This window comes from Erysipelatoclostridium sp. An15 (assembly GCF_002160675.1).
Classification (GTDB): domain Bacteria; phylum Bacillota_I; class Bacilli_A; order Erysipelotrichales; family Coprobacillaceae; genus Thomasclavelia; species Thomasclavelia merdavium.
Genome location: NZ_NFLA01000019.1, coordinates 24,494 through 46,109 on the forward strand (window position 1 = coordinate 24,494; position 21,616 = coordinate 46,109).

General features: G+C 30.4%; 25 protein-coding genes. 19 read left to right on the forward strand and 6 right to left on the reverse strand.

Features of this window, described 5'->3' with window-relative positions; translation table 11 throughout:
• The first annotated feature begins 253 nt into the window (after positions 1-253).
• Positions 254-790, forward strand: coding sequence for a hypothetical protein (locus tag B5E92_RS07690; RefSeq protein ID WP_204245249.1), 537 nt, complete (start codon positions 254-256; stop codon positions 788-790).
• 239 nt (positions 791-1,029) lie between these two features.
• On the opposite strand, the gene B5E92_RS07695 is transcribed toward B5E92_RS07690, so the two are convergent.
• Genes B5E92_RS07695 through B5E92_RS07705 form a run of 3 tightly spaced genes read right to left on the reverse strand, consistent with a single transcriptional unit; the run spans position 1,030 to position 4,471 of the window.
• A complete protein-coding gene (locus B5E92_RS07695; RefSeq protein WP_087300826.1) occupies positions 1,030-2,064 on the reverse strand; it encodes an aspartate-semialdehyde dehydrogenase in 1,035 nt (344 codons plus the stop codon).
• A 6-nt stretch (positions 2,065-2,070) separates the two neighbouring features.
• A complete protein-coding gene (locus B5E92_RS07700) occupies positions 2,071-3,315 on the reverse strand; it encodes an aspartate kinase (protein WP_087300827.1) in 1,245 nt (414 codons plus the stop codon).
• A 1-nt stretch (position 3,316) separates the two neighbouring features.
• Positions 3,317-4,471 carry a homoserine dehydrogenase gene (locus B5E92_RS07705; protein ID WP_087300830.1) on the reverse strand — a complete coding sequence of 385 codons (1,155 nt, stop codon included), beginning with the start codon at positions 4,469-4,471 and terminating at the stop codon, positions 3,317-3,319.
• 330 nt (positions 4,472-4,801) lie between these two features.
• On the opposite strand from B5E92_RS07705, the gene thrC reads away from it, so the two are divergent.
• Both thrC and thrB read left to right on the forward strand, forming a co-directional pair.
• A complete protein-coding gene (gene thrC, locus B5E92_RS07710) occupies positions 4,802-6,283 on the forward strand; it encodes a threonine synthase (protein WP_087300833.1) in 1,482 nt (493 codons plus the stop codon).
• Between the two features lie 9 nt (positions 6,284-6,292).
• Entirely contained in the window at positions 6,293-7,186 is an 894-nt protein-coding gene (thrB, locus tag B5E92_RS07715; protein ID WP_087300835.1) for a homoserine kinase, read from the forward strand.
• A 40-nt stretch (positions 7,187-7,226) separates the two neighbouring features.
• Here the strand turns inward: thrB and B5E92_RS07720 are convergent, their stop codons facing one another.
• Complete coding sequence (locus tag B5E92_RS07720; protein WP_087300837.1) at positions 7,227-7,463, reverse strand: helix-turn-helix domain-containing protein; 237 nt, start codon at positions 7,461-7,463, stop codon at positions 7,227-7,229.
• 135 nt (positions 7,464-7,598) lie between these two features.
• Here B5E92_RS07720 and B5E92_RS07725 point away from each other — a divergent pair, with 135 nt between their 5' ends.
• The 15 genes from B5E92_RS07725 to B5E92_RS07785 all read left to right on the forward strand — a co-directional run bounded on the left by B5E92_RS07725 (position 7,599) and on the right by B5E92_RS07785 (position 19,515).
• Positions 7,599-8,279, forward strand: coding sequence for a ThiF family adenylyltransferase (locus B5E92_RS07725; protein WP_087300839.1), 681 nt, complete (start codon positions 7,599-7,601; stop codon positions 8,277-8,279).
• Between the two features lie 5 nt (positions 8,280-8,284).
• Entirely contained in the window at positions 8,285-8,527 is a 243-nt protein-coding gene (locus B5E92_RS07730) for a hypothetical protein (protein ID WP_087300841.1), read from the forward strand.
• Complete coding sequence (locus B5E92_RS07735; protein ID WP_087300843.1) at positions 8,527-9,267, forward strand: alpha/beta hydrolase; 741 nt, start codon at positions 8,527-8,529, stop codon at positions 9,265-9,267. The genes B5E92_RS07730 and B5E92_RS07735 overlap by 1 nt, the downstream gene beginning before the upstream one ends.
• 348 nt (positions 9,268-9,615) lie before the next feature.
• Positions 9,616-12,174 (forward strand): family 16 glycosylhydrolase, encoded by a 2,559-nt coding sequence (locus tag B5E92_RS07740; protein ID WP_087300845.1) that lies wholly within the window; start codon positions 9,616-9,618, stop codon positions 12,172-12,174.
• 352 nt (positions 12,175-12,526) lie between these two features.
• Positions 12,527-12,964 carry a 50S ribosomal protein L13 gene (gene rplM / locus B5E92_RS07745; RefSeq protein ID WP_087300847.1) on the forward strand — a complete coding sequence of 146 codons (438 nt, stop codon included), beginning with the start codon at positions 12,527-12,529 and terminating at the stop codon, positions 12,962-12,964.
• Positions 12,965-12,981: 17 nt separating this feature from the next.
• Positions 12,982-13,374: a 30S ribosomal protein S9 gene (rpsI, locus tag B5E92_RS07750; RefSeq protein WP_087300849.1), complete on the forward strand. Its 393-nt coding sequence runs from the start codon at positions 12,982-12,984 to the stop codon at positions 13,372-13,374.
• A gap of 126 nt (positions 13,375-13,500) precedes the next feature.
• Positions 13,501-14,145, forward strand: coding sequence for a RhuM family protein (gene rhuM / locus B5E92_RS07755; protein WP_239406424.1), 645 nt, complete (start codon positions 13,501-13,503; stop codon positions 14,143-14,145).
• A gap of 42 nt (positions 14,146-14,187) precedes the next feature.
• Complete coding sequence (locus B5E92_RS15820) at positions 14,188-14,469, forward strand: type II toxin-antitoxin system death-on-curing family toxin (RefSeq protein ID WP_255376203.1); 282 nt, start codon at positions 14,188-14,190, stop codon at positions 14,467-14,469.
• A 349-nt stretch (positions 14,470-14,818) separates the two neighbouring features.
• Positions 14,819-15,319 carry a DUF1016 N-terminal domain-containing protein gene (locus tag B5E92_RS15825; RefSeq protein ID WP_239406425.1) on the forward strand — a complete coding sequence of 167 codons (501 nt, stop codon included), beginning with the start codon at positions 14,819-14,821 and terminating at the stop codon, positions 15,317-15,319.
• A gap of 24 nt (positions 15,320-15,343) precedes the next feature.
• Positions 15,344-15,841, forward strand: coding sequence for a PDDEXK nuclease domain-containing protein (locus B5E92_RS15830; RefSeq protein WP_255376204.1), 498 nt, complete (start codon positions 15,344-15,346; stop codon positions 15,839-15,841).
• A gap of 359 nt (positions 15,842-16,200) precedes the next feature.
• Positions 16,201-16,575, forward strand: a complete 375-nt coding sequence (locus tag B5E92_RS07765; protein ID WP_087300851.1) for a hypothetical protein — start codon at positions 16,201-16,203, stop codon at positions 16,573-16,575.
• Between the two features lie 50 nt (positions 16,576-16,625).
• The gene (locus B5E92_RS07770; RefSeq protein WP_239406427.1) at positions 16,626-16,934 is read left to right on the forward strand and encodes a MazG nucleotide pyrophosphohydrolase domain-containing protein; all 309 of its coding nucleotides are present in this window, start codon (positions 16,626-16,628) and stop codon (positions 16,932-16,934) included.
• A 29-nt stretch (positions 16,935-16,963) separates the two neighbouring features.
• Positions 16,964-17,368, forward strand: coding sequence for a PH domain-containing protein (locus B5E92_RS07775; protein ID WP_087300854.1), 405 nt, complete (start codon positions 16,964-16,966; stop codon positions 17,366-17,368).
• Positions 17,369-17,583: 215 nt separating this feature from the next.
• Positions 17,584-19,092: a DNA methylase gene (locus B5E92_RS07780; protein ID WP_087300857.1), complete on the forward strand. Its 1,509-nt coding sequence runs from the start codon at positions 17,584-17,586 to the stop codon at positions 19,090-19,092.
• A complete protein-coding gene (locus B5E92_RS07785; RefSeq protein ID WP_087300860.1) occupies positions 19,093-19,515 on the forward strand; it encodes a hypothetical protein in 423 nt (140 codons plus the stop codon).
• Here the strand turns inward: B5E92_RS07785 and B5E92_RS07790 are convergent.
• Complete coding sequence (locus B5E92_RS07790) at positions 19,491-19,856, reverse strand: hypothetical protein (protein ID WP_204215289.1); 366 nt, start codon at positions 19,854-19,856, stop codon at positions 19,491-19,493. The two genes, B5E92_RS07785 and B5E92_RS07790, sit on opposite strands and share 25 nt — an antisense overlap.
• Positions 19,857-19,877: 21 nt before the next feature.
• Positions 19,878-20,405: a GNAT family N-acetyltransferase gene (locus tag B5E92_RS07795; protein WP_087300863.1), complete on the reverse strand. Its 528-nt coding sequence runs from the start codon at positions 20,403-20,405 to the stop codon at positions 19,878-19,880.
• 335 nt (positions 20,406-20,740) lie between these two features.
• Here B5E92_RS07795 and B5E92_RS07800 point away from each other — a divergent pair, with 335 nt between their 5' ends.
• A complete protein-coding gene (locus tag B5E92_RS07800; RefSeq protein ID WP_239406428.1) occupies positions 20,741-21,460 on the forward strand; it encodes an N-acetylmuramoyl-L-alanine amidase in 720 nt (239 codons plus the stop codon).
• Positions 21,461-21,616 lie beyond the last annotated feature (156 nt).

Sequence of the window (21,616 nt, forward strand, 5' to 3'; positions counted from 1 at the left end):
AACAAAACGGGTGATTTTTCTAAAAAATAAATAAAGAAAATAGTAGATTTAATTTATATTTAATGAAATTTTGACAGAAAAAATCATTTAGATACTAATTTTGTTTACTCAAAAAGTTATTTGTTTTTAGTAGATAAGGTAAGAGGCTAAAATATTATTGTTTTATTGGACTTTTTTGAAAGAAATGTATATTAATGAAAACAATTAATTAAGTGGATTTTAAATAGTTATTTGTGACCTTTTTGGTAATGCTATGATTAGTTCATATAGTGTTGGCGATATGGCTATAGTAAATCAGTATCAATATCTAGATCAAGCAGTGGCCTTGGTTGTAGTAGGACCAATCTGGAAAATTATCTATAGTTTAGGAGTGATGATAGGAATTGGGGGTTCTGTAATTTTAAGTATTGTCAAAGGCAAAGAGGATAGTAAGAAGGGAAAAAATTTTGGCTTTGTTAATTGGAATGATAAGATTAGTAATTATTTTTTAGATGAGCCAATGTTGACACTATTTGGTGGTGAGGCAAGTTTAATGCCGTTGTCTAAACAATATTTAATACCGATTAAATTTGTTGTACCATTATTTTTGTTTAATCAAATGCTAGCGGCTTTTTTACGAAATGATAATAATCCAGGACTAGCAACAATTGCGGTATTAGCAGGTGGATCTTTAATGTTTTGGAGATTATTTCTTTGGTATGGATACGACAATTATGAGAAGGTATGGTTTATCGTTTGTTTTTTACCATTTAATATTTTTTCAATATATTATTTTATCTCTAATCTTTGATGAAACCATGAATTTCATTTTTTATTTTGGTATTAAGAGGATTAGTTATTAGTGGAATCATGATTTATTACCAGCAATTGTTGGTGGTGATAGTATCTGGTTTGCTATGTTGATAACTGAAGCAATTGTAGCAGTAATTGTTATATATTATATGCGTCGTTATACTAGAGAGCTGACTTTGCAAAATAATTAATATATTTATTTAAACAAAAAATCCACCAAATAGTGGATTTTTGTTTTTATAATAGACCCATTTCAATCATTTTAAGACCAATATCAACTGAATTATAGGCAGCACCTTTCATTAATTGATCAGCTACGATCCATAAGCTTAAAGCGTTTGGATTATCTAAATCTTTACGAACACGTCCAACATGAACTAATTCATCACCAACAAAAAGGTTAGCCATTGGATAGATTTGATTTTCAACATCATCATATAATTCAACACCAGTAGAATTTCTTAATAGTTCAAATGCTTTATCGATATCAATTGGTTTTTTTGTTTCGATATAAACTGATTCAGAATGACCACGTAAAACTGGAACACGAACACAAGTCGCATTTACTTTAATATCTTTATTGAAGATTTTTTTGGTTTCATTAACCATTTTCATTTCTTCTTTAGTGAAGTGATTATCTAAATCAAATTTATCAACTTGAGGGATACAGTTAAATGCAATAGGGAAATGCTTTTTATCGCTAGCACAAGGAAGCGTTTTAGCAATCGGTTCTTTACCATCTAATACTTCTTGAGATTGACGATATAATTCTTCCATTCCTGCTACTCCAGCACCAGATACTGCTTGATAAGTAGAAACGATGATTCGTTCAATATCAAAATATTCATTTAAACGATTTAAAGCACTAACCATTTGAATTGTAGTACAGTTTGGATTAGCGATAATTCCTTTGTGATTTCTTAAAGCTTCACCATTTACTTCAGGTACTACTAATGGAACATCAGGATCCATTCTAAAATGACTAGTATTATCGATATTAACACATCCAGCTTTTACAGCATATTCCATATATTTTTCAGAAATGCTGCCACCAGCTGACCAGAATGCTACTTCGATACCTTCAAAACTATTTTCTGTTAATTCTTCAACAATAAATTTATGTCCTTCAAATTCAATTTCTTTTCCAGCACTACGTGAAGATGCTAAAAGTTTGATACTTTCAAAAGGGAAGTTGAATTGAAAAATACATCTAAGCATTTCTCTTCCAACTGCACCTGTAGCACCGACAATTGCAACTTTATATTTTTTCATTTTAAATTACTTCCTTTCTTTTTTTCCTAAAAAAGCTTCGTGTAATAAAACCTGAGCTTTTTTTACTTCATCACGATCAATATAACATGAAATATTAATTTCTGAACAAGATGTCATTTCGACATTGATTTCGTTTTCCATTAAAGTATTATATGCTTTTTGGAACATACCGCGATTATTTTTGATTCCCACTCCAATTACCGATACTTTTCCAATATTACCGCGGACAATTGTTCGTTCAGCATTTAATTGTGATTTAAGTTCATTCATTACTTCAATAACAGCAGGAACATCTTTGTCATTGATAACTAAAGAAATATCCATTTTACCGCCACCAACTAAAGCCTGGTTAAATACGTTAACATTAACACCAGCATCAGCAATTCTCTGGAATAAATTACCAGCGCTATTGTTTGTAGCATCAACTTTTACAAGTGTGATTCTAGCTTCGTTTTGTGAACCAGTAATTCCTGATATAATTAATTGATTAAGATTTTCTTTCATAATAAGTTCATCTCCTATAACATATGTCCCTTTGATATCTTCGAATGAAGAACGGGCATGTATTGCAATATTGTGACTAGCGGCAAGCTGTACACAACGATGATTTAATACTTTAGCGCCATTTTTAGATAATTCTAGCATTTCAGCATAACTAATATAATCTAATTTTATGGCATCAGGTACGATTCTAGGATCAGCTGTATAAATACCATTGACGTCACTATAAATTTCAACTTCGCTAGCATCTACGGCTACACCGATTGCAACAGCTGATAAGTCACTGCCACCACGGCCAAGGGTAGTAATTTTACCATGAATTGAATGACCTTGGAAGCCAGGACAGAATACGACATCAGCGTAATTTAATTTTTCAATAATATCTTTTCCTTCTACCTGATTAATTGTAGCGTTATTAAAAGTCGAGTCAGTTACAATTCCTAATTCATCGTTAGTAATAGTTGCTGTTTTGTAACCAAGACTGGCCATTTCTCCTTTACATACTAAAGTAGAAATTGTTTCACCGATACTAGTTAGACGATCAATTTCTTCATCGGTTAACTGTTTAGTATTAACAATTGATAACAATGTATCAGTAGCATAAGGATCATCATAGCGACCCATTGCGGATACAACTGCAACAACTTTATTGCCGTTATTAATTTCTCGAATAATATTGTTGTACATCACTGAACGTGTTTCCCGGGAACGTGTTGATGTTCCGCCAAATTTTTGGACAATAATGTTCATTTTATCCCCTCACTTTAAAAATTGTATAATCTAAATTACCAAGACTAGTTGTCAACTTTGCTAATTCAACTTCGTGAGTGATATAGATATGATCTTGTTTTTCGGTAAAATATAATTCATAGTCTACATCGATAGGTCGGTCACAACGAAGATAATATTTTGATTTAGTGATTGGATAAATGTTTTGACAATCTTGATAATCATGGTTCCAGTACTCTTTTTGAGTTGTTTTAATAATATCACTAACAACGGCAGATGCTGTAACATAACGTCCAGCTCCTTTTCCATAGAAAATAACGTTTTCGACATAATCATTGTCGATCTCTATTACATTATATGCATCCATAACATTAGCGACTAGTTCTTTTTTATTAACTAAGGTTGCTGCAACATCTATTCCAATTCCATTATTGACTTCTTTTGCTTGAGCGATCATTTTAAAACGATAACCTAGTTTTTTAGCATAATCCATGTCTACTTTAGTTACATTTCGAATACCGCTAACAGAAATTTTATCAAAATCTATGAATTTTTTAAATCCATTTTGTGCTAAAATACAAATTTTATGTGCTGCATCGATACCATCTAAGTCTAATGATGGGTTCGCTTCAACATATCCTAAGCCATCGGCAATTGTCAATGCTTCGTTAAAATCAAGATTTTCTGTTTCCATTAATGTTAAAATAAAGTTTGTAGTACCATTTAATATTCCAATAATTTCTTTGGTATTATTAGCAATTAAACTTTCTTTTTGACCAACTAAAACAGGGATTCCGCCACCAACGCTTGCTTCATAGAAAATATGGACATTATTTTCTCTAGCGGCAGTGAAAATTTCTTTGCCATGATGAGCCAATAAAGCTTTGTTGGCAGTAACGACATGTTTACCGTTGTTGATAGCGCCAAGAATAATTTCTTTAGCAACGTTGATACCACCAATTAATTCAACAACAACATCAATTTCTTTGTCATTGATGACATCGTGAAAATCATTAGTATAAATAATTCCTTCAGGCAAATCTACTTCTTCAAGACCACAACCATATTTGATAACAACCTCTTCTTTAATTTCTTGTTCTAAGCGTTGTTTTTCATTAGTCAATATTTCGACAACTCCAAAACCAACTGTGCCTAGTCCAATTACTCCGATTTTCATTGTATTCCCCCTTATATAACAAAAATTGGCCTTTAATAAAAGGCCCTAACATTTTTGAAATTAATACTAGGACCAATTATATATCAGTAGACATAATAATGGTATGCATTATTAAAATACCAATTACATTCATGCCTATCGATAACATAATTAATCCTCCAATTCTTTGATTTATGACATAGTACCACGGTTGTATACAATAAGTCAACGATTAACGATAATAATTGAAGTAATCAAAGTAATTTTACTTATTATGTTATAATAAAGTATATGTTGACTTATATAAATAAATTGTATACAATAATTTAAATCACATAGGGGGATTCTAGGATGGAAAAAAAATATATAAGTACACGAAACCAGCAAAAAGAAATAAATTTTTATCAGGCAATTGTTCAAGGTATTGGTAGTGATGGTGGTTTATTAGTGCCGGATTTTGATTTTACAAAAATGGATCTTGAGGCATTGATGAAATTAGATTATGTTGATTTAGCGACAGAAGTTTTAAGTACTTTTGTTCCAGAAGATGGAAAAGAATTAATTCATGAAGCTTGTAAAAATGCATATGGGAAAGGATTATTTCCTAAAAATGTAGTTCCAGTAAAAAAAGCTGGCGATGTTTTTGTGGCTGAATTGTTCCATGGACAAACAGCAGCTTTTAAAGATATGGCATTATCGCTATTACCTTATTTAATGACACTTTCATTAAAACAATTAAATGAACAACGAGAAGTTATGATTTTAGCGGCAACTAGTGGGGATACTGGTAAAGCAGCTTTGGAAGGATTTAAAGATGTTCCAGGAACTTGCATTAAAGTGTTTTATCCATTAGATGGTGTTTCTATGATTCAACAGCAGCAAATGGTTAGCCAAACTGGAAATAATGTTAAAGTAATTGGGATCCATGGTAATTTTGATGATGCGCAAACTGCAGTGAAAAAAGCTTTTGGATCACAAGAATTAAAAGAAGCAAGTGATAAACATAATGTCTTTTTATCGTCAGCTAATTCAATAAATGTAGGGCGATTAATTCCACAGATTGTTTATTATTTCCATAGTTATTTTGAATTGGTGCGTAATAATGAAATTAAATTAGGGGATGAAATTAATTTCTGTGTACCTAGTGGTAACTTTGGTAATTGCTTAGCTGGATATTTTGCTAAACAAATGGGATTGCCAGTTAATAAATTTATTTGCGCTTCAAATAAAAATAATATTTTAACTGATTTCTTTACTACTGGTAAATATGATGCTAATCGTGAGTTTTATAAAACTAATGCTCCGGCAATGGATATTTTAGTTTCTAGTAATTTAGAAAGATTAGTATGGTTTATGACTAAAGATGGGGATAAAGTTCGTAGTTATATGGATAAACTTAACCAGGATGGAGTTTATGAAGTAGATAAAGAAGTTTTTGAAAAAATTAAAGATCAATTTAAAGCAGGGTGCTTAAATGAACAAGAAGTATTAGAAACTATTAAGTCTTGTTATAATGAAACGGGTTATTTATTAGATACTCATACAGCAGTTGGTTATGGAGTATTGAAAAGATATCAACATGAAAGCGGTGATGATACTAAAACAGTATTGTTAGCTACTGCTTCACCATATAAATTCCCTGAATCTGTATATAAAGCTATTTATGGTGAGGAATTAAATGTTTATGATGCAATTGATAAATTGCATGAAAAAACAGGGGTTATGATTCCTAAACCATTAGTAGGAATTAAAGATCGTGAAGTATTGCATAAACAAGCAATTGATAAAAGTGAAATCGTTGATTTTATCAAATCAGAAATAGAAGCGATGTAGGAGGTTTTTATGAAAGTAAAAGTAAAAGTGCCGGCAACAAGTGCTAATCTTGGTCCTGGTTTTGACGTTGCGGGAGTAGCTTTGACAATGTTTAATACCTTTACCTTCGAATTGATGGAAAAAGGTTTAGAAATTACTGGATGTCCGCAACAGTTTTGTAATGAAAACAACCTAACATATCAGGCTTTTAAACAAGCAGCCAAAAAATGTGATTTGGATTATCAAGGATTAAAAATTGAATGCAGTGGTGAGGTGCCATATACTCGAGGACTGGGAAGTAGTTCGACTTGTATTGTGGCTGGAATTGTAGGTGCTTTTGCATTTAAAGATAAAGCTGAAGATCGTCAAGAAATTCTTGAATTAGCGACAGCAATAGAGGGGCATCCTGATAACGTGGCTCCAGCTATTTTTGGGGGACTTACAGTTTCGGTAATGGAAGAAGAAAATGTTTTAACTTTAAATATACCGGTTAAACATGATTATCGTTTTGTGGCTTTGATACCACCATTTACTTTATCGACAGAACAATCACGTTCAGTTTTACCACAGGTTTTACCAAGAGCAGATGCTATAAAAAATGTTTCGCATTTAGCTTTAATGGTTGCCTCATTGATCAATGGTTTTGACGATGGTTTAAAACTTGGTTTTAAAGATCGTTTACATCAGCCTTATCGAGGTGACTTGATTGCGGGATATTGTGAAATCATGGATGTTTTAGAAGAAGATGAGCAAATACTAGGTGCCTATTTATCAGGGGCTGGACCAACTATTATGGCGTTGATTCGAGCAGAAGATAAGATGGGTGTTGTCAGAATAAAAGAAGAACTTGGTGATTTAATTAATGATTGGCAAGTAGTTAAATTAGAATTAGATCAGCGAGGATATACAGCAGATTATGAATAAGCATTTGATTTTTCAAATGCTTTTTAAAATGAAAAGAAATCTAACGTTTATTAGATTTCTTTTTGGTATAATCAGTTTTATCATCGGTACGACCGATTAAGTAATCAACAGTGGTTTCATGAAATGTAGCTAATTTAGCTAAGATTTCAGGATCGATGGTTCGTTCACCGCGTTCATAACGTGAATATGTTTTTTGTGATACGTTTAAATATTCAGCTAATTCTCTTTGTTTTAGATCTTTGTCTTCACGTAAATCTCTTATCCTTTTGTATCGCATAAAACCACCACCTTAGTTTATTATAGTGGTGACCGAATTGGTCTATACATTTTTAGACCTAATTGGACTATAAAAAAATATTTACTCTTCTTTATTAAATATGGAGATTAGTTTATAATAAATGCGAGGTGTGTTATGGAACAATTTTCAAGGATAGAAAGAATGGTAGGTTCATCATGGGTTGAACAACTTCAAAATAAAAAAGTAGCTGTTTTTGGACTTGGTGGCGTTGGTAGTTATGTGGTAGAAGCTTTGGCACGCGGTGGCGTTGGAGCTTTGGTTTTAGTCGATCATGACATTGTAGATATAACTAATCTTAATCGTCAGTTATATGCTTTACATTCCACGATTGGAAAAGCTAAAGTAGAAGTGGCTAAAGAACGTTGTTTAGATATTAATCCGCTACTTAAAATTACCACATATCAAAAATTTTATTTGCCTGGAAATGGTGATGAAGATATTTTTAGTGATTGTGACTTTGTTGTAGATGCCATTGATACTGTTAAGGCTAAAATAGCTTTAATTGAAGAGTGTAATCAACGAGGAATAAAAATTATTTCTTCAATGGGAACTGGTAATAAATTGGATCCTGGCAGCTTTAAAATCGATGATATATATAAAACTAACGTTTGTCCGCTCGCACGTGTAATGCGTCGTGAATTGAAAAAACGCGCTATAAAAAAATGTCCGGTTTTATATTCAACAGAAATACCGCAAAAAGTTGCTGGCAGTACACCGGGAAGTATGAGTTTTGTACCATCGGTAGCAGGATTGATGATTGCGGGTTATGTGATGAAAGAATTAGTAAAGGAGTAGATGAAATGGAAGGTATAGTAGAAATTAATAAAGATGATTATATTGATCAATGTTTAAAGATTGTAAAAGAAATGGTGACAACAGAAGATTTTAGTGATGAAATCTGGTTAGCTTTAACAAGTGAAATTATGGATACATGTGTACAAATCGGAGGCGATTATAACGAAGATAGTATTCGGTTTATAACTCAACAATATTTAGACAATAAAGGAATTCATCGCTTTAAAAAAGCGCACGGTATTTATTAATGCAACATTATTGTGAAATTCCAACATTTAAAGGAACCATGCGTGGTTTCTTTCATAAGCCAAATGTTGATAAACATCCGGTTTGTATAATTTTTCATGGTTTTACTGGTCAAAAAACAGGGACAAAATTTTCTTATGTACAATTAGCTAGAATGTTAGAAGCTAAAGGAATTGCAACTTTTAGATTTGATTTTCTTGGAAGTGGCGAAAGTGATTTGAATTTTAAGGATATGACTTTTAAAGATGAGCTTGCTTGTGCTAGAATTATTTTAGAAGAAACACTAAAAATGGAAAATTGCACAGAAGTTTATCTTTTGGGTCATTCAATGGGTGGTGCAGTTGCTAGCGAACTAGCAAAGCTATATCCTGATGTAATTAAGAAAATGGTCTTATGGGCTCCGGCATTTAATTTACCAGCGGCTCTGGATTATTTAACAGGAAAAATGGAGCCTAATCAAGAAGGGCTTTATGATCATGGTGGATTTGAAATATCTCAAGATTTTGTTGATGATATTTTAGCACGTGATTTTTATCAAAATTTAGATACATATAAAAATGATTTGTTAGTAATTCATGGAAGTGAAGATAAAACAGTTCCATATGATATTTCTAAAATTTATATTCCTAAATTTGGAAAGCAGTTGCAGTTTGTAACTATTGAAGGTGGAAATCATAATTTTGATACTATTGATCAAATTAAAGAAGTGTTAAGATTATCACTGGAATTTTTCTCTAAATAGACTATATTAGATCGCTTAGGCGATCTTTTCTTTTTATCATAAAGAAGTTATATATTTTAACTAAAAATTTAGTAAATTATAAAGACGGTATTAAGATATGTCTTAAACGTAATTTTAAATATAATAACAAAATAATAATTAAAAAACTGCTTATTTAATCATAATTTATTTAATTCCGTCATATTAAATAAGTAAAAATTTACTAAAATATCTTTACAAACAATATCAGACATTATATAATGTAAGCGTATTCGTTGAGGTTGATGTGTTTTGAAGATATTTAAGTCAGCATAAAATATCAAATCAATCAAAAACAACTGGTACTATTATAGAGAAAGGGAAAAGCATATGAAACAAAAGAGAATGACTAAAGTGTGTTCATTGGTGGCTACATTTGGTATGGTTAGTAGCATGTTTGCAACTGCTAATATTGTAAATGTGGATGCAGCTTCAATTGACACAGAATATGATTTAGTAGATTTGAACACAGGTGAAGCTACTGAAGCAGATTTAATTACTAATGGCGATTTTGAAGATAATAAAACTGGTTGGCAATTTAAAAATTCAGATGTTTTAAATTCAAAAGAAACTGCAGCTAGTGGAAATTATCATGGATTATTAAAAGAAAACCAAAATGATTCAGTATTATATCAAACACTTAAGGTAAAACCTAACACAGATTATGTTGCAAAAGCTAAAATTGCTGTTGGTAAAGTTGGTGGGCAAGTTTTCTTTAATGTAAAAGCTAACTACCTGGCAACAACAGTAAATGAGGGAACAACAGTTTCTTGTAACTCACAAGATCAAGTAGGAGTTTATCAAGAAGTAGAAATCAAATTTAATACAGGAAATTATTCTGAAATTCAACTTTGTGCTATGAAATGGGCTGATTCAGCAAGTGGACCTATTTATGAAGCACCTATTTATGTAGATGATGTTTCAATGCATGAAGTTGCTAGTTCATCTGGAGATGAAGATTATGACATCGTATGGGCTGAAGAATTTAATGAAGATGAATTAGATACAGATACTTGGGGCTATGAATTAGGATGTATTCGTGGTGTTGAACAACAACATTATGTAAAAAGCGAAGAAAATGTATTTATGCGGGATGGAAACTTAGTATTAAGAGCTACTGATCGTGCTGAAGAAGATCAATATACAAATCCTCGCGGATCAAGAAAAGTTATTTATAACTCAGGAAGTGTTCGTACTCATGGTAAACAAGAATTCTTATATGGAAGAATCGAAATGAGAGCAAAATTACCTAAAGGTCGTGGGGCATTCCCAGCATTCTGGACTTTAGGTGCAGATTTCACACTTGATGGTAAAGTTAATAAACAACAAGGATATGGATGGTCACGTTGTGGAGAAATCGATATCATGGAATTATTAGGTGGTCATGAAGGTGAAGATAGAAATAAACAAGTATGGGGTACTGCTCATTTCTATGATCCAGATATCGGTGATCAATGGGATCAAGATACTACTGGTTCAGGTGGTAAAATGTATACAAATGATACTGATTTCAATGATGATTATCATGTATTCGGTATTAACTGGTCTCCAGATAAAATTGAATGGTATGTAGATGGTGTTGTGTACAACACATTAGATTTAACTAACCCTCAATGGGGAGAATCAGCTAAAAAATGTTTCAATCGCCCACAATATATTCAATTAAATCTTGCAATGGGTGGTAACTGGCCTGGTGATACAGTACCTGGTTTAGCAGGAACTGAATTCCAAATTGATTATGTATATTATGCACAAAACGCAGAACAAAAAGCTGCTGCTGAAGAATATTATGCTTCTGCCCCTGAACTTAATGGTGTAAGCGATGTTACAATGGTTGAAGGAGATACTCCAGATCTATTAGAAGGAGTTACATCAACTAATGATACATTTGTTGATTTCTCAGTAGAAAATGAACATATGTTTAAAAATACTGGTGGATTAACTTCTGTTGATTTATTATGTACTGGTAAAGATGATGTAGCAAGTTTAGCAAATTTACCTGCTGGTAAATATAATATTCATTATACTGCAATTCCTAACGGTATCGAATATGATGATGTTAGAGGAGTAAATCGTGATACTGATTATAAATTTACTCGTAAAACAGCTATCTTAACAGTAGTTGATAGAACTTTCCCAAGTGACTTTGAATTAAATGGAGTTATTGGAAATAAATTAGAAAGTATTGCACTACCAGAAGGATGGTCATGGGTAAATCCAGAAACAGTTATTGAAAGTGAAACTGGTGAATATGAAGTACAATTTGTAAATGGATCATATTCAAAAATTGTAACTGTAACAGTAAATGCAGTTGCTGTTGATAAAACAGAATTAGAAAATACAATAAATAATGCAGTTGCAGAAGTAGGAAAAGATGCCACATACACTAAAGCTTCAAGAGCGGCTTTAGATAAAGCTATAGCTTCAGCTAGAGCAGTGTTCGAAGATACTGATGCAACAAAAGAAGAAGTTGCAAATGCTATTCAAGCATTAAATAATGCAATTGCAAACCTAGAAAAATATGTAGATGAAAAAGATGTTAATGATTTAATCGAAAAAGGTAATTCTTTAGTAGGTAAGACAGATGCTTATACAAAGGATTCATTAAATAAATTATCTGCAGCATTAGCTGATGTTAAATCAGCATTAGAATCTGGAGATAAAGAAGCAATTCAATCTGCTTATGCTAGATTAAACGAAGCTATCGCTGGATTGGTAAAAAATGATACTACAACTGATCCTGGTGTAACACCTTCAGATCCAAATTCAGGATCAAATTCATCAACTGCAGTAAAAACAGGTGATGATGCAGCGATTGGTACAGCATTATTTGTATTAACTATGTCTGCTGCAGGAGTAGTATTATTCAAAAAAAGAAAAAGATGCTAATATAAAAATATAGATATGATAGACTGCTGATAATATCATTATCTAAAATAAAAAATGTCCGGCTCAGTGCCGGCATTTTTTATGGTTATTATACAAGGTAAATATATTTATGATGGATGATATTGGGTTATAATTTATATAGAAAATATTTAATTTGAACAAAAATATTAAAAAAAAAAATTATCTTGACTACAATAAAAAATAGGGTTTATTTTAAAACTAGAAAAAGACAAAAAATCTATGAAAATAACAAGATAATTTGTAAAAATAATTGACATTGGATTATGAAGTGTTTATAATGAGAATGTTCTTATGAACCTAAGTCCCCGGTAAGGATAAAGGAGAAGAAAAAATGAGACAAACAACTATGGCTAATGCAGCCACAATCGAAAGAAAATGGTACGTAGTTGATGCTGAAGGATTAACTTTAGGACGTTTAGCATCAGAAGTAGCAAAAGTGTTAAGAGGTAAACATAAACCTACTTATACACCACATGTAGACACTGGTGATTATGTGATTATTGTAAATGCTGACAAAGTAGTAATGACTGGTAAAAAATTAGATTCAGTTAAATATTATCATCATTCAGGTTGGCTTGGTGGTTTAAAAGTTAAAACTGCACGCCAATTCAAAGAAAAAAATCCAACTGGTTGGGTTGAAGCAGCAGTAAAAGGTATGTTACCACATAATACATTAGGTAGAAAACAAGGTATGAAATTATTTGTTTATGCTGGAAGTGAACATCCACATGCAGCACAAAATCCTGAAGAGTTAAAAATCAAAGGGTAAGGGGGTAAGAGAGAACAATGGCAAATGTACAATATCGTGGAACTGGACGTAGAAAAACTTCTGTAGCTAGAGTTATTTTAACACCTGGTACAGGAAATATTACAATTAATGATAAACCAGCAAAAGATTATTTACCATCAGATGTATTATTAATGATTGTTAATCAACCATTAGAATTAACTAATACAACTAATCAATTTGATGTAAAAGTAAATGTTTATGGTGGTGGATATTCAGGACAAGCTGGAGCTATCCGTCATGGTATCTCAAGAGCATTATTAGAAGCTGGTTCTGATTATAGACCAACTTTAAAAGCTGCTGGATTCCTTACTCGTGATGCACGTGTTAAAGAACGTAAAAAATATGGTCTTAAAAAAGCAAGACGTGCTCCACAATTCTCAAAAAGATAATTTCAAACAAATACAAAAAAGATTCAAGTTTATCTTGGATCTTTTTTTGTATTTTTTAATGAAATAAGAGTGAGTTAGTTATATAATAAAATAATTAATTAAATTTTAAATGAAGAAGGTGATATTATGAATGATATGATTAAAAATAATGAATTAATTACTTTTGAAAATGGAGAATTAAAATTAGAAGTTAAAGTTAGTCATGATGATAATACTGTATGGTTAACTTTAGATCAAATGAGTGAATTATTTGATAAAAATAAATCAACTATTTCTAGACATATATCTAACATTTTTAAAGAAGGAGAATTAGATGAAATTAGTTCAGTTGCAAAAATTGCAACACAACTAAAAAGGTATGATCCTCGTACAAAAAAAGACAGAATAGCAAATGTAATTGTAAATTATTATAATTTAGATGTTATTATTTCAGTGGGTTATAGAGTAAAATCAAAAAATGGTATTCTTTTTAGAAAATGGGCTAATAATATATTGGGAGAATACTTATTAAAAGGATATGTTGTTAATGATAGACATTTTCAAGATATTGAATACATCACAAGAATACTTGCTCAATATAAAGACGCAAGTGGAAAATTACCAACGAGTGATGCTATGTTAGAGTTTTTAAAAGCTTATCAAAGAGGGTTTAAAATATTAGATGATTATGATCATCATTGTTTAGAAGTACCTGGAGGACAAAAAGATGTATATGTTATTCAATATGATGAATGTATAAAATTGATACATAATACAATGTTTGTAGATTAAGGAGATCAATTTGCAGATTCATTTAAAAGTAGTATATCAACCATATATCAAAGTTTTGGAGGAAATGACTTATATTCAACACTTGAAGACAAAGCAAGTGCATTATTATATTTTCATATAAAAAACCATAGCTTTATTGATGGCAATAAGAGGATTGGAGCAACAATATTTTTATATTTTTTAGAAAAGAACAATGCATTATATAAAGGTGGAAAAGAAAAAATTAATAATGATGCTTTAGCGACTTTAACGATACTAGTAGCAACGTCAAGACCAGAAGATAAGGATATTATGATGCAACTTATTAAGACAATTATTAAGTAAGAATAATATACCTTAGTAATGAAAAACTTTTACTACAATTAAATTTCAGAACTTTTTAGTTAATTGAAGGTATTGATTTTCTTTAGGGTTTGTTGACGTGAGAAGATTTGAGTTGTGCTAAATATGGTAGCAATAAAGCAGTAAACTAAAAATAGAGTATAAAAATAAATGATAAAATCAGTTTTTTTATCTAATGTATACTAACTAAGAGATAACAAAACGTTAATAATAATTGTTGTGAGAAAATTAGAGAAGTATTTAGACTTTGTAAGAAGTTTAGATGCTTCTTTTTTTCTTTTTAAAATAAGGGTATAATAAGAATAATTAATATTGAAAGGAGTAGTTGATTGTGGAAAATAATTTGTTAAACAATGAAGCATTAGTAAATGAAATTGCTAGTATTATCACAAATGCTAGAAATAATGTCGCAAAACAAGTAAATAATGAACTTTTAAATGCTTATTGGAATATTGGTCGTGTTATTGTTGAAGATGAATTGAAAAATAATCGTGGTGAATATGGGAAAAAACAATTACTTGCTATTTCAAAAAATCTTACTAATAAATTTGGAAAAGGTTTTTCACAATCTAATTTATATAACATGAAAATGTTCTATACGAAATATCCAATTTTCCAGTCAGTGACTGGAAAATTGAGCTGGACTCATTATTGCGAATTATTATATATATCTGATGATGACAAACGTAGTTTCTATGAAAAAGAAGCAATTAATGCAAATTGGTCAGTAAGAGAGTTAAAAAGACAAATTAGCTCTTCATTATTCGAAAGGTTGTTATTATCAAATGGGGAGACTAATAAAAAGAAGGTTCTTGAATTAGCGTTAAAATGAAATGAAATTGCCAAACCAGAAGATATAGTAAAAGATCCTTATGTTTTTGAATTTCTAGGTCTGCCAGAAAATAAACCAATGATGGAATCTGATTTGGAAGAAGCTCTTGTTAGACAAATTGAAAAGTTTCTTTTGGAACTTGGAAAAGGATTTATGTTTGTAGGAACTCAGCAAAGAGTAACGTTCGGGAATACTCATTATTATGTTGATATGGTTTTCTATAATAAGATTTTAAAATCTTATGTATTGATAGAATTAAAAACTATTAAATTAATGCCTGAAGCAGTTGGGCAACTTAATATGTACTTGAATTATTATACAGCAGAAATTAATGATGAAAATGATAATCCACCAATTGGATTGATTTTATGCACTGATAAAGGCAATGTTGATATGCAGTATGCATTAGGAGGCTTGAGTAATAATATTTTTGCTTCAAAATATGTAACATATATGCCTGATAAGGAACAATTAATTGCTCAGGTTGAAGCTGTATTATCATCTAATGATAATACAGAATAAGTGGATATAAGTTTTGTGAATGGTTATGGCAATGCGACAAGTAAGAGACAAAAAGGCATTAAAACCCTTATTTTATAAGGTTGCGGAATTCTCAAAAAGATAATTTCAAACAAATACAAAAAAAGATTCAAGTTTATCTTGGAGCTTTTTTGTATACTTTAAAATATAAGTATTAGTTAATTAGCTAATATTTATTAAAATGGAAGAATCAATTTAAATTAATTGGTTGATGTTTTTTATGCTAGAAATACTACTGTTTTAACAATCTAAAATTATTTGAATAATAGTGTGTGGTTGTATTAGATTAACAAAAGTGAGATAATTTTTTTAGATAAATTATTTATTGGGAGATGCTAATAATGAAAAGAGAATTAGGAATTGCCAGATGTGGACTAGCATGTTGTTTATGCAGTGAAAATGATCAGTGTCATGGTTGTCAGTTTGATGAATGTCCAGGTAGTGACAGTTGTGAAAATAGAATTTGTTCAATTGAAAAGGGGGTTGCACATTGTTATATGTGTAAAGAGGATTGTAAAAAAGGAATATTAAGAAAAATTAAACCATATGCATTTACTTTATTTGTAAAAAGGTATGGAGAAGATAAGTTGTTAGAGTGTTTAGAAGCAAATGAGAAAAAAGGTATCGTGTATCATCGTCAGGGAGTGTATGGTGATTATGATGATTTTGATGATGTGGAAAAATTGATAGATTTTATTATGACAGGAAAAGATTAGTTTTAAAAAAAGCGACTTGGAGGGTGGAATGATGAGTGATTTTGGTATAAATGAAATGCAGGAAATGCAAAAAAAGGTTACAAAATAAATATAAAAATATATGGGAACCAATCACACTAGAAAATGGCAAAAATAAATTATTATGGATGATAGGTAAAATAGGGGAAGTCATTGATATTATTAAAAAAAATGGTGATTTAAAAGCTTGCAGTGATACTAAGTTACGAGAAAATCTTATTGAAGAGATGGCAGATGTTCTTATGTATTATAATGATGTAATGTTATGCTATGGAATTAGTGTGGATGAACTTAAACAATCATATATAAAGAAATTTAAAAAGAATATGAAACGCTGGTAAATATTATTATAAATTGGAGATGGTTAAGTGTGATAAAATATGAAGGGAAAAATAGCTGGTGGATAATATTGATTTTTGTAATATATAATATCTTGCCACTGGTATTTATTTTATATGAAGTTTCTGATTTGTTTACAAATATTTGGTGGCTTTTGTTTTGGGTGTTTTATTATGGGCTTAATTTGATCTGGATTCCTGTTTTTGTAAGAAATAGAGTAGAATTATTTGATAATTATTTTATTTTTTATTATGGCTTTGGGAAAGAAAAAATAGTTATAAAAGATATATTAGAAATTAATAGAAGTCGTAATCCTATTGCTTCAAGTGCAAATTCATTAGATAGAATTCATATTGTGACAAAAGATAAAGATTTTTACATCTCTTTAAAGGATAATGATGATTTTATTAATGAAATAAAGCAGCGAATTATATAAAAAATATTTATATAGTTATTAATTGATAAAATTATCGTATATAAAAAATGATAAAGCATTATTGACTAATTGGAAACTTATTTTAATATTATAAAAATAAAATAGTTTAGATATTTGAAGGATATTATCGTCCTTCTTTTTATTTTATTGTTGATAGTAAAAGATTAGCTGTAGTAAAATGGTATATACTTAAATTATCAAGGAAGGTGGTCGTGATGAGCAAACAGGTATATATTGCAATTGATTTAAAATCATTTTATGCATCTGTTGAATGTGTTGAACGTGATCTTGATCCGTTAACAACGAATTTAGTAGTTGCAGATGGCAGTAAAACTGAAAAGACTATTTGCTTAGCTTTATCACCTTCATTGAAACAGTATGGCTTGCCAGGACGGGCGCGTCTTTTTGAAGTTATTCAAAAGGTAAAAGAAGTAAATATTAAAAGGCAAAGACAGATTAAAGGTCGTTGTTTTCAAGGTGAATCATATAATGATGACGAACTTAAAAATAATCCATATTTAAAGTTATCATATATTATTGCAACGCCCAGAATGGCTTTTTATTTAGAATATAGTGCTGAAATCTACAAAATTTATTTAAAATATGTGTCACCTGAAGATATTCATGTTTATTCAATTGATGAAGTATTTATTGATGCAACGCATTATCTAAAAAATCTTGATATTCATCCCAAAGATTTTGCGAAAATGATTATTCAAGATATTTATAATACATTTAAAATTACAGCAACAGCCGGAATCGGTACTAATTTATATTTATGTAAAGTGGCTATGGATATTGTTGCTAAACACATAAAACCAGATCAAGATGGGGTAAGGATTGCTTCATTAAATGAAAAGATGTATCGAAAATATTTATGGAACCATCAGCCAATAACTGATTTTTGGCGCGTTGGACGTGGCTATAAACAAAAATTACAAGAAGTAGGTTTATATACAATGGGTGATATAGCTAAATGTTCAGTCGGAAAAGCAGATGATTATTATAACGAAGAATTGCTCTATGATATGTTTGGTGTCAATGCTGAATTATTAATCGATCATGCCTGGGGTTATGAACCATGTACAATGAAAGATATAAAATCATATAAACCTAAACATAACAGTATTGGTTCTGGCCAGGTTTTAAGTTGTCCTTATGATTTTAAAAAAGGACGTTTGGTATTAAAAGAAATGCTCGATTCTTTAGCGTTAGATTTGGTTGATCGGCATTTAGTTACAGATCAAATTGTAGTAACTGTAGGGTATGATCGTGATAATTTAACTAACAATTATAGTGGAGCTTTAATGGATGATCGATATGGTAGAAAAATTCCTAAGCATGGACATGGTACAATTAATTTAGAATGTTATACTTCTTCATCAATAATTATTCGAGAAAAGGTATTAGAGTGGTATGATCAAAAAATTAATAAATCTTTGACAATTAGACGTTTTAATTTATCGGCTAATCATGTTATTGATGAAAGTACAATTGAACATCAAGAATCATTTATGCAAATGGATATGTTTACTGATTATGATCAACTCTTGCTACAAGAAAAGCAGTTGCAAGCTAAGCTTGAAAAAGAAAAAAAGCTTCAGGAAACAACATTAGCTCTTAAAAAGAAATTTGGTAAAAATGCGGTATTGAAAGGAATGAATCTAGAAGAGGGAGCGACAGGGCGCCAAAGAAATAAGACAATAGGAGGTCATAAGGCTTAAATGGCAAATAAAAATAATATTCATGATTATAGTGATATTATTGATCAACCTCATCATGTTTCAAAAGTTCATCAACCAATGACTATGTATGAAAGGGCGGCTCAGTTTGCACCGTTTGCAGCTTTAACCGGTCATAAAGATGCGATTAAAGAAACCGAACGTTTGACTACTAACAAAAAGATTTTAGACGAAAATCAAATAGAAATAATTAATCGAAAGTTACAACTAATCGTTAATAATATTCATTTACAACCAACAGTTAAGATAGTTTACTTCCAAAAAGATTTAAGAAAAACAGGAGGTAAGTATATTGAAAAAATAGAAAAAGTAAAAAAAATCGATGAATATACTAAAAAAGTAGTATTGATTGATGGAACAAAGATAAACATTGATGATATTTATATAATAGAAATTATGAAATAAATCTTAATTAAAAGAACTTTTTTAGTTCTTTTTTTTAAAGAAAATTTTTCAATATTATTAAACATATCTTTGCGTAAATTTTTGGCTAAACCACATGAAGCAACGGCACATGACGAACCTGCTAAAGCTCCAAACATTAAAGATAAACCAGCCATTAGTATTAAAATTAAACCATATTTTAATATTGAATCCAAATCAGCGCCGCTTTTTACCTGGTTTACTAGTGTTGCAATAATAAAGGGAATTAAACATTCCATTACTACTTCACCGCTAACTAAAATAGGTGTCATAATTGAAGCTCGTTTATATTCACGAATACTTTTTGCTAATACTTTTATCATTAAAATTTCCCCCTTTTCATTTTAATTAAAACATTGAAAATCATCTTTATTTAGACGATAATCATAGGCTGTTTGTAATTGTCCTCTAGAATCCTTGTAAGCATCTTTTTCAATTTGATGCAGTTTAGCCCCTAATGATTCATAGACGTGCCTTGCTCGTTTGTTGTTAATATTTGTTGTTATTTTAATTTGTTTATAATTGTATTTAAATAGTTCGCTAATAAGCATCGATAGCAAGATTTTACCATAGCCCTTATTTTGATAAGTTAATTCACATATTTTTATACCAATTTCAGCTAGTTTTGTACTACGATGAAAGTAAATCATTTCCCCAATTTTTTGTTGATCAATTTCAATAATAAGACGACATTTTTCTTTAGGGTCATTTTCTGTTTTTAATTGTTCTATTACGTCATCTAAACTTATTTTTAATCCATCATAAAATCCAGCGTGAGCCATAACGCGACCATCATTCCACCAATGATATAAAATTGTAGCATCGTCAATGGTTGCATTTCTAATAATGATATTTTGATATTGTAATTTCATAGATTCCTCCAAGTATAAAATTATTATTTTTAAATATGTAATTATTATAAAACAAAAATAGTGATTATATAGATATAATTTATATTTATAAATTAGTAAAAATAATAAGTAAAGTTTATAAAAAAAGACGAGCTGCGATTATCAACTGGATTTACGTGATAGTCACAACTCGTTGTATTTTTATAAATTAAATTGTCTAAATAAAAAAACAGCATATAAATAATAAAATATCAAGGTTAGCCAGATTATTAAAAGAGGTATAATTAAATTTTTCTCAATTATAAGAAAAATACATTTATTTGTAGCTATTTGCATATAATCCTATAGGTGATTTTGTGAAAAGAACATATCTAATAATAATGATTACAGTAATGGTATATATAGCAAGTAATCTATTTATCAAAAAAACAGAAATTCCTGTAAATAGTGAACAAACTTTAAAAAACGTTTCTATTGTTATAGACCCAGGACATGGTGGGTTGGATAATGGAGCAAGTGCCGGATCTGTAAACGAGGCAGAGCTGAATCTGGAAATATCATTTGCGTTAAAAGAGGAGCTTGAAAATCGTGGTGCTACTGTAAACCTGACCAGGGAAGATGAGCAGGATCTAACAAGACGTCATCATCATTACTCTAAACAGGATGATATGTATCTAAGAGTAAAAAAGATAGATTCATTCAACAGTGAATATCTGATCAGTGTTCATCTGAATTCAGCACCTTCAAGCAGTGTCTGGGGTTCTCAGGTGTTTTATTACAATAACAGTGAAAAAGGGAAAAGATTAGCTAATGAGATCCATGAGTCAATGAAAGAGATCACTGGAAGCAGCAAGGTTATTTCAGGGGCAGATTTTAGAGTGCTGAGAGCTACCAAAACAGTAGGAGTGCTTATAGAATGCGGGTTCATTTCCAATCCTAACGAACGGGGCCAGCTGCAAAGCAGCAGATATCATAAAAAACTGGCGGTTCAGATATGTGACGGTATAGAAAATTATCGTAATAAATACCCTGAAGATACAATTAATCAGGATGATTATAAGAAAATGCTTGAATGAGCTGAAAGCAGAAAGTCACTGCTGTTTTATATCGAAATGTTAATGTCAATATAAAATTTACCAAAAGTGTTAGTTTAATTTTCACCAGTTCTGGTTGTTATGATCATCATCCTCAATCATGGATATCTTATCCTTTGTTCGATATGACCTTCCTGT

What these genes read in the sequence shown, in the direction of transcription:
- B5E92_RS07770 (WP_239406427.1), top strand. Translation starts at nt 16,626, where the DNA reads ATGAAATGCAGGAAATGCAAAAAAAGGTTACAAAATAAATATAAAAAT.
- B5E92_RS07795 (WP_087300863.1), bottom strand. Translation starts at nt 20,405, where the DNA reads ATGAAATTACAATATCAAAATATCATTATTAGAAATGCAACCATTGAC.
- thrB (WP_087300835.1), top strand. Translation starts at nt 6,293, where the DNA reads ATGAAAGTAAAAGTAAAAGTGCCGGCAACAAGTGCTAATCTTGGTCCT.
- B5E92_RS07730 (WP_087300841.1), top strand. Translation starts at nt 8,285, where the DNA reads ATGGAAGGTATAGTAGAAATTAATAAAGATGATTATATTGATCAATGT.
- rhuM (WP_239406424.1), top strand. Translation starts at nt 13,501, where the DNA reads ATGAATGATATGATTAAAAATAATGAATTAATTACTTTTGAAAATGGA.
- B5E92_RS07690 (WP_204245249.1), top strand. Translation starts at nt 254, where the DNA reads ATGATTAGTTCATATAGTGTTGGCGATATGGCTATAGTAAATCAGTAT.
- B5E92_RS07740 (WP_087300845.1), top strand. Translation starts at nt 9,616, where the DNA reads ATGAAACAAAAGAGAATGACTAAAGTGTGTTCATTGGTGGCTACATTT.
- thrC (WP_087300833.1), top strand. Translation starts at nt 4,802, where the DNA reads ATGGAAAAAAAATATATAAGTACACGAAACCAGCAAAAAGAAATAAAT.
- rplM (WP_087300847.1), top strand. Translation starts at nt 12,527, where the DNA reads ATGAGACAAACAACTATGGCTAATGCAGCCACAATCGAAAGAAAATGG.
- B5E92_RS07695 (WP_087300826.1), bottom strand. Translation starts at nt 2,064, where the DNA reads ATGAAAAAATATAAAGTTGCAATTGTCGGTGCTACAGGTGCAGTTGGA.
- B5E92_RS07705 (WP_087300830.1), bottom strand. Translation starts at nt 4,471, where the DNA reads ATGAAAATCGGAGTAATTGGACTAGGCACAGTTGGTTTTGGAGTTGTC.
- B5E92_RS07725 (WP_087300839.1), top strand. Translation starts at nt 7,599, where the DNA reads ATGGAACAATTTTCAAGGATAGAAAGAATGGTAGGTTCATCATGGGTT.
- B5E92_RS07765 (WP_087300851.1), top strand. Translation starts at nt 16,201, where the DNA reads ATGAAAAGAGAATTAGGAATTGCCAGATGTGGACTAGCATGTTGTTTA.
- B5E92_RS07785 (WP_087300860.1), top strand. Translation starts at nt 19,093, where the DNA reads ATGGCAAATAAAAATAATATTCATGATTATAGTGATATTATTGATCAA.
- B5E92_RS07790 (WP_204215289.1), bottom strand. Translation starts at nt 19,856, where the DNA reads ATGATAAAAGTATTAGCAAAAAGTATTCGTGAATATAAACGAGCTTCA.
- rpsI (WP_087300849.1), top strand. Translation starts at nt 12,982, where the DNA reads ATGGCAAATGTACAATATCGTGGAACTGGACGTAGAAAAACTTCTGTA.
- B5E92_RS07700 (WP_087300827.1), bottom strand. Translation starts at nt 3,315, where the DNA reads ATGAACATTATTGTCCAAAAATTTGGCGGAACATCAACACGTTCCCGG.
- B5E92_RS07735 (WP_087300843.1), top strand. Translation starts at nt 8,527, where the DNA reads ATGCAACATTATTGTGAAATTCCAACATTTAAAGGAACCATGCGTGGT.
- B5E92_RS07780 (WP_087300857.1), top strand. Translation starts at nt 17,584, where the DNA reads ATGAGCAAACAGGTATATATTGCAATTGATTTAAAATCATTTTATGCA.
- B5E92_RS07720 (WP_087300837.1), bottom strand. Translation starts at nt 7,463, where the DNA reads ATGCGATACAAAAGGATAAGAGATTTACGTGAAGACAAAGATCTAAAA.